Source organism: uncultured Turicimonas sp., assembly GCF_902477955.1.
In the GTDB taxonomy this organism is placed as follows: domain Bacteria; phylum Pseudomonadota; class Gammaproteobacteria; order Burkholderiales; family Burkholderiaceae_F; genus Turicimonas.
Genome location: NZ_CABSJB010000030.1, coordinates 25,915 through 32,278, shown reverse-complemented (window position 1 = coordinate 32,278; position 6,364 = coordinate 25,915). Strand labels below are relative to the sequence as shown.

The window sequence follows — 6,364 nt, the reverse complement described above, 5'->3', positions numbered from 1 at the left end:
CGAGGATTCGGATGATTTCGACTTGTACGCCTCGTTGAAAAAATAAAGTATTCTCGGGCAGAAAGATTTTGGAGGAACTTTTCTTTACCTTCGGCATTCCTCAGGATTTTAAAGGTGATAAGGCGTGAGATGGTTTTTCGAAACTACTTTCGGTTTCTTTTTTCGATTTGTTATGAGTGCCGATCAAGCAAGGTAAAAGTATTTTCTTCTCTTCTGAATGATTCCGATAACTGTGATTAGACAATGCATAGAAAGCCCAATAAGGCGGCAGAACACTTCGCATAACGGTGCAATCTAATTGACGGAGAAGTTTTTGGATGGCTTTTCCTGCGGCTGCCTGAATATCGGCAGGCAGGGAGTTGAACTTTTCTTCAAACTCAGGAGAAAAGCAGACTTGGTAAACAGGCGTCTCCATATTAGAGAAATTGGGCTAAAACAGGATTAGAGGTTGTTTTAATAGACTCATCGACTGCGGAATCATGGCAGGTGACAAGAAATGTGAGAGTTCGAACTATATCGAAAAGTCTTTTTAAGCTAGCCTCAACTTTTGCTAAACGAGTATTAAGAGAGACTATGCTAGACTCTCGCGCTTTAGTAGAACGGACTCTTTCACGTGTATCTTCCAAAGAAGCATAAAGATTTTGGATGCGTGCGGAAAGGGCATCTAAAGAGCCAACAAATTTTTTGTCCTTATCAAATTTTGGGTCTCCGACTTTTGGGTCAGTTCGAGCGAAATCGGTTGCGATGTCAATGACAGGGCTCAGTTCTTCGAGTTGTTTATTGTTGACTTCCAGAGCCTCAACTTCAGCGGTAAGAGACTCTAAGGAAGGGTTGGAACTAACCTCAATTAAATTTTGAATAAACTGGAAGGACGGACAAATATTTTGTTGGCTTTGCCCAACGAATTGAGCAGAAAGCTTCAACTCCATTATTGTTTTATCATTCATGACCTTCTCCTGACTAGTTAACAAAATTGTCTCAAAAATAAACGTTTTCCCTTAATGTCTACACACGTTCGCTTCATCTATCTACTAAAAACTAAGTTGTACGAAAAACAAGCTCTTATATAAAAAAGGCAGATAAATGCCAGAGAAAGGGCCTCAATTCCTGAGCTTTTTCATACTCCTCTCATCCCGGCGAAGTTTGCTTTCGGCCAGGTGCTTCGCAGTACAAAAAATAATTGAGGACAGAGAATGTGCTATTCTGCTTAGGCGTTCTTTTTGTTCCCGCGCTGATTTTAAAGTATTCAACTTCTCTTCCCCAAGCCTGGTGCACCGCCTTGAAGAATTTGGATGCTACCTTTATTGGGTACAATTTTTGCAAGAGGGAAGGGGTTACTATTTCGCTTTGGCTTATTTTCTTTAAGAAATCTCTTGAATGCTTTTTTTCCCTTGTTTTTCTGTCCTTTTGGTTTTAATTTTACTAGTTGGTCATAAAACAGCCTTACGTAGAGAACGTTGTTTCTGAGTAAAAAAACTGCGTAGCGAACTTTTTCGTGGTTTTCCCTACTTCCAAAATTAAGTATTGTGATTGTCCGGCCAAGCAAGCGAAACTTCTCTTTTGTACCAACCCAAGAACGGGCTAAGGGGGTGTTCAACTGAAGTGGGGGCATGGCTTGTCGGCGCGCGCGGGCACGAATCGAGCCGACTACAAACTCTCCCAAGTAGAGGGAAGTGTTCTCGGTTTCACCTTTCCTTGAAATCGTCAAAGTTGAATCACCGTACGAGTACTGTTGTAAATTACTTTGGGGCGTCATTTTTTTTATTCTCTGAAGCCCAAGGGGGCAAAAGTTCTTCCACTTTATTTCTTTGAGTCTTCCAGTAAGGTTAGTCTTCTTTCGATTCCTGCAAGACGGTTAAGGATTATTCGGCTAGAGTCGTCTCCGGGTATTTCATGTATTAATTTCGTTAGCTCATTACCGTTGCTGGCGAGCCTTGAGTATGCAGAGATAACTTTAGGTTCAAGGATTTCTAACTTGGCTTCCAACTTGGCTAGTTTTCTGCGGTGGTTATTAAGCTCATTTAGTGCTGAGAAAAGTTTATCGGGAGTTTTATTTTTTACAAAAATGTGCGAGGGAAGATTCTTTTTGCCGTCTCGAGAGCTTTTTATTTCTTCGGAAACAAGGCTTTCAATTGACGAAACTTTTGATTCCAAGTCTTTAATTTTTTGTTTAAAGGGTTTTGTCTCTTCTAACAAGCTTTCCAATTCGGCTACTCTACGTTTATTTTCATCTATGTCCCAACCAGTTTCCATAATAGAAAACTCAATCTTGGCAAAGTGAGAGTCAATCCTTGCAGGGAAGAGCCCGTCCACTTCGCTTTGTAGATGTTCAAGCCGACTTTTTATACTATTTACAGTAAGTTCTAGAGAGTAATTAATAGATTGAGCCTCGCTAATAGTCTTCTTTAATTGCTCAAACTTTTCTGGATTTCTTAAAAAATCTTCCAAAAGCAAAATAGTATCTTGAAGCTTTCCGTATCTATTGTTCCAAGACGAAATTTCTGTCTCATGCTTTCTTACAAGATTCTGTAGACCCTCAATTAGGGGGCCTTGGATACCGTCCACTCTATTGGAGAGCACTCCTATCTCTTCAATCAAGTTGTCAAATGTTATAGAACTTCCAGTCGATGTTTCCTGAGCATGAGATGAAACTGTGGAATGTAGTTTGCCTTTGTCGAATTTAACTTGTTTACCCATGTTGTGGTCGTATAGGTCCAACTTGTCTTTATGGTGAGTACCTCCTTGTCTGGGCGTTCCGGAATCCGGTCTGTATTTAGTGTCTCCAAGCTGGCCGAAGCTTCCGCCGTTTGCTAAATTTGTGACATTATGTTTTCCCTGTTCAGCAGTATCTTTGACGCCATCCCACATAGTACCCCCGGGTCTTACTTTTGTTACAAAAGGTAATCATCCTATTCCCTGAAAACGTCCTCGGTCAATGAGTAAAACCTTGGTGTCATAAATGGGCCTAACTGGGCTGAGAGAGTTTTAGAAATGAGTTCGAGAATTTAGAACAAGTCGCTATGCGACCCAGTGCGCAGAAGTTCAAGCATTAATTCATTGTTATCAATGCGGTAAACAAGAAGCCAGTCAGGTTGAATATGGCACTCCCGACAATTAATATAGTCTTTGCTGGGGGTCAATGCATGGTCTTTGTATTTTGCTTCTAGTGGTTCTTGACGTTGAAGCTTCTCTATAACTTCCGTCAGCAATGAAATATTAAGCCCGCGTTTTCCAGCGAGCTTGTAGTCTTTTTTAAATTTACCTGTGGCAAAGATATTAAGCATCTAAAAAAGCCATCAGTTCTTTTACAGTTGAAAAAGGACCATAGACATCTTCACCTCGAAGAGCTTTTTCGATTGTTTCCCTAGTTTCCTTATTAGGGGTATGTTTGCGCACGGCGTGAGTTTTAGTTTTTTGTAGTCCAGTAGGTTTTGTTCCAAAGGCGGCTTTACGGAATGGAGGCGTGCAGACACTCGGCTTTCCTACAGACGGAAAGCTCGCGCTTGTCATAAAATGCATAGTCATATCTTTACTCATAACTCCTCCTACTGGAACTGAATTATACCAACGAGCGTTACTTCAGCAGTTCTTTTTCTCCTCTAACTAGTTAACAAAAATTATACTAAAATCCCAAAAGTAAACGTTTTCCCTTAATGTCGACACCTGTTTTCTTTATCTATTAACTAAAAAATAAACTATATGAAAAACAGTCGGTTATATGCAAAAGGCAGATACATGCCGAAGAAATAGCCTCAATTCCTAAACTTTTTTCATACCTCTCTCGTAGTGGCGATGTTTGCTTTCAGCAAGGTGCTTTGTTGTACAAAAAAATCATTGAGGACAAGGAGTTTAAGTACGAAGAGCTTGTTTTCAACCTGTCTTCTCCTAATTATTTCAGCGCCGTAAGTTAAATTATTTGGTCGAAAGAACAGTTTGTTCTTTGACGGTTTTCAATGAATAGGGACTGCTGATAACTTGGTAATCGTTGCGGTAGGTTCTCGCAATTAAATAAGCAATGGTCAAATAAAATACAGCCAGGCCAAATAAGTGGAGCAAGTGAGGCATGATTTGCCCAATTGATGCACCGGCTTGTGATGCTCTCAGCATGGCATGTACTGCCGGCGTGGACGGAATAAAGAAGGCGATCATATTGATGTAGTTTGGAATGTTTTGCAGCGGGAACAAATCGCCGGTAATAAATACGCAGGGCAGAGAAGTTAGAACGACGGCCTGTACGGCGTAGTTTGTCCGTTTAAACGCAAAAGCTACTACTAATGCTAAAGCACACACTGCCATGGATAAAAAGACACAGGCAGCTAATGTTGCCGGAATATTCTGGAACGAATTTATGCCGTGCCAAGCAAAGGATGCTCCTTCAAGAAACAGCGTCCAGAAAAGCAGAATGCAGAAGAACGGAAGATAAAGAGCAAACAGATATGGAAGACTTTGTATGGCTCGAACTAAAGGGAAGGGCATCTGCTTGGCGCAGAACCATTCATTAATGAGTGTTCCTACCCCGGCTAAAGTTACCGTCTGGAAAATAATGCAGAATACGATTGGTACCGCAAAGTTCAAGTATCCCGAGACCGTGTTGTACATTGGTTGAAATATCACTGCAGGCGGTTTATTTGCACTTGCTGCAATCGTGCTGATAGGCACGCCCTGTTTAATCAATTGCGCTGCAATTGCGGCAGAAGCTATCTCCTGTAAGGGACCCGCAGCCCCTGCTATAGAGGAGCGGGCCTTCACAATAAACGCTCCGTTAGAAACTAATTCCAAGGCTGTGGGAACGCCGGTAATAGCGTCTTTCATAAAGCCGTTAGGGATGGTGATCAGAGTCGTAAATTTTCCGTTTTTTAAATCCCGAATAGCCGTTTCAGGATTGTTGGTGACGCCTTTTACATCTATTTGGGAAACGGCTTGTAAACCTCGGGTGAGCTCTCTCGAAACCGGAGAGTTGTCCAAATCAACCACCACAGCGGAGATATGATCCGGAAGCTGAGCCGTATACGGCCAAGCGTAGTAAAAAGAATAGAAGAAAATCGCGACTAAGAAGAACGAAAAGCAGGAGAGGTTGGTAAGGCTCTCCTTAACGGTTTCTACAAAACAGTCGGTCCATCCGCAAGATTTCATGAGGACCTCTTCTTTTTTAAAATTGAGAGAAGGCTGACGGGATCTGCCTCGAGATTTTTTTCTTTGCGGAAATATTTTCTTTTCAGCAAAGGAATGCCGAAAATCAGCGGAATTATGATGAGCAGACCTAAGCAGGTAAAAATTTCGCCCATGTCGCGGACATTCGCACCCATTACCCATTGCTGAGATTGTCCCTCGATAAACCAGGTAAGGGGAAGAAGCTTGGCAAAGAATTGAACTACCGGGCCCATAGAGTCCATCGGAATTGAAAAGCCTGTAAACGGAAGGGCGGGAGCCGCATAACCGGATGCCACAACCAATGCAAATCGCCAAGTTGGAGCAATGGCGCAGACAAGAACGGCAGACCCCAAGAAAGCCGCTAAGCACATTAAAGCCGAAGCAAACCAAACAAATAGAGAACCGCTTGGGGCCCATCCCCCTTGGCCGGCAAACAAAGCCAGATACCAAAGAATAATAAGAGAGTAAATAAAGTAATGAGGAGCAAGTTTTCCAACTAAAGCCGCGGTAATACTGTTGTCCGCATTATCCAGCCAGTCCTTGATGGTTTTGCGGTAGTCCTCTCTGATAATGGCAGTCACGAAGCAAAACATCGAGCCAAGAAACAAAACGCCCGGGATTAAGTTGCTTCCCAAGAAAGCATTGAAATTCATTCCCATGTTTCCGAGAGCATAGAAATCGGAATGAACTACTTCAACTAAACGTTTTGCGCCATCGGGCCCGATTCCGGTTGCTAACGAAGATTTTGCAGTTTGCTGAAGTTTGAGAGCCGACATTAGGCCGGCGACATCACCCTGAAGGCCTCCGGCAACGGCATACCGGTTCTCATCCAAATAAACGGAAATAGAGGAGCCTCGGCCTGAAAGCGTGTCTTTCATGTAGCCGAATGGAATGGAGATAATGCCGTAAACCGTTCCCTTTTTAAGTTCTTCCAAGGCTTCTGCTTGCGTGTTGACGGCCAAAGGTTTGATGGCGCGGATAGAAGACAATTCCAAAGCAACTTGGCGTGAGACGCTCGTGTTGTCATTATCGACCATAGCCACGGGGACCTGTTCGATTACGCCTCTTCCTAACAGTCCCCAGACGACAAGCATCCAGACCAAAGGAAAAACAAACGTCACCAGCACTTCTCCGGGATTTTTAACAAGACACTTAATTTCCCGGAAAGTGGTGCGGGTTACGGCGTTAAGCCACGCAATAGGAGAGAGCATAA

General features: G+C 42.8%; 7 protein-coding genes. All 7 read right to left on the bottom strand.

Features of this window, described 5'->3' with window-relative positions; all coding sequences use genetic code 11:
- Positions 1-416 precede the first annotated feature (416 nt).
- The 7 genes from RDK53_RS09170 to RDK53_RS09140 all read right to left on the bottom strand — a co-directional run bounded on the left by RDK53_RS09170 (position 417) and on the right by RDK53_RS09140 (position 6,362).
- Positions 417-947 carry a hypothetical protein gene (locus RDK53_RS09170; RefSeq protein ID WP_308514285.1) on the bottom strand — a complete coding sequence of 177 codons (531 nt, stop codon included), beginning with the start codon at positions 945-947 and terminating at the stop codon, positions 417-419.
- A gap of 299 nt (positions 948-1,246) precedes the next feature.
- Positions 1,247-1,756, bottom strand: a complete 510-nt coding sequence (locus tag RDK53_RS09165; protein WP_308514284.1) for a hypothetical protein — start codon at positions 1,754-1,756, stop codon at positions 1,247-1,249.
- Between the two features lie 44 nt (positions 1,757-1,800).
- Positions 1,801-2,697, bottom strand: a complete 897-nt coding sequence (locus RDK53_RS09160) for a hypothetical protein (RefSeq protein WP_308514283.1) — start codon at positions 2,695-2,697, stop codon at positions 1,801-1,803.
- Between the two features lie 308 nt (positions 2,698-3,005).
- A complete protein-coding gene (locus tag RDK53_RS09155) occupies positions 3,006-3,284 on the bottom strand; it encodes a type II toxin-antitoxin system YafQ family toxin (protein WP_308514282.1) in 279 nt (92 codons plus the stop codon).
- Entirely contained in the window at positions 3,277-3,537 is a 261-nt protein-coding gene (locus RDK53_RS09150; RefSeq protein WP_308514281.1) for a hypothetical protein, read from the bottom strand. Before RDK53_RS09150 ends, RDK53_RS09155 begins: the two co-directional genes overlap by 8 nt.
- A gap of 375 nt (positions 3,538-3,912) precedes the next feature.
- Positions 3,913-5,133: an ABC transporter permease gene (locus RDK53_RS09145; RefSeq protein WP_308514280.1), complete on the bottom strand. Its 1,221-nt coding sequence runs from the start codon at positions 5,131-5,133 to the stop codon at positions 3,913-3,915.
- Complete coding sequence (locus tag RDK53_RS09140) at positions 5,130-6,362, bottom strand: ABC transporter permease (RefSeq protein ID WP_308514279.1); 1,233 nt, start codon at positions 6,360-6,362, stop codon at positions 5,130-5,132. Before RDK53_RS09140 ends, RDK53_RS09145 begins: the two co-directional genes overlap by 4 nt.
- Positions 6,363-6,364: the final 2 nt, after the last annotated feature.

Bases quoted from the DNA above. Each gene is read 5' to 3' on its own strand.
- RDK53_RS09170 (WP_308514285.1), bottom strand. From the start codon at position 947: ATGAATGATAAAACAATAATGGAGTTGAAGCTTTCTGCTCAATTCGTT.
- RDK53_RS09160 (WP_308514283.1), bottom strand. From the start codon at position 2,697: ATGGGTAAACAAGTTAAATTCGACAAAGGCAAACTACATTCCACAGTT.
- RDK53_RS09140 (WP_308514279.1), bottom strand. From the start codon at position 6,362: ATGCTCTCTCCTATTGCGTGGCTTAACGCCGTAACCCGCACCACTTTC.
- RDK53_RS09145 (WP_308514280.1), bottom strand. From the start codon at position 5,133: ATGAAATCTTGCGGATGGACCGACTGTTTTGTAGAAACCGTTAAGGAG.
- RDK53_RS09165 (WP_308514284.1), bottom strand. From the start codon at position 1,756: ATGACGCCCCAAAGTAATTTACAACAGTACTCGTACGGTGATTCAACT.
- RDK53_RS09155 (WP_308514282.1), bottom strand. From the start codon at position 3,284: ATGCTTAATATCTTTGCCACAGGTAAATTTAAAAAAGACTACAAGCTC.
- RDK53_RS09150 (WP_308514281.1), bottom strand. From the start codon at position 3,537: ATGAGTAAAGATATGACTATGCATTTTATGACAAGCGCGAGCTTTCCG.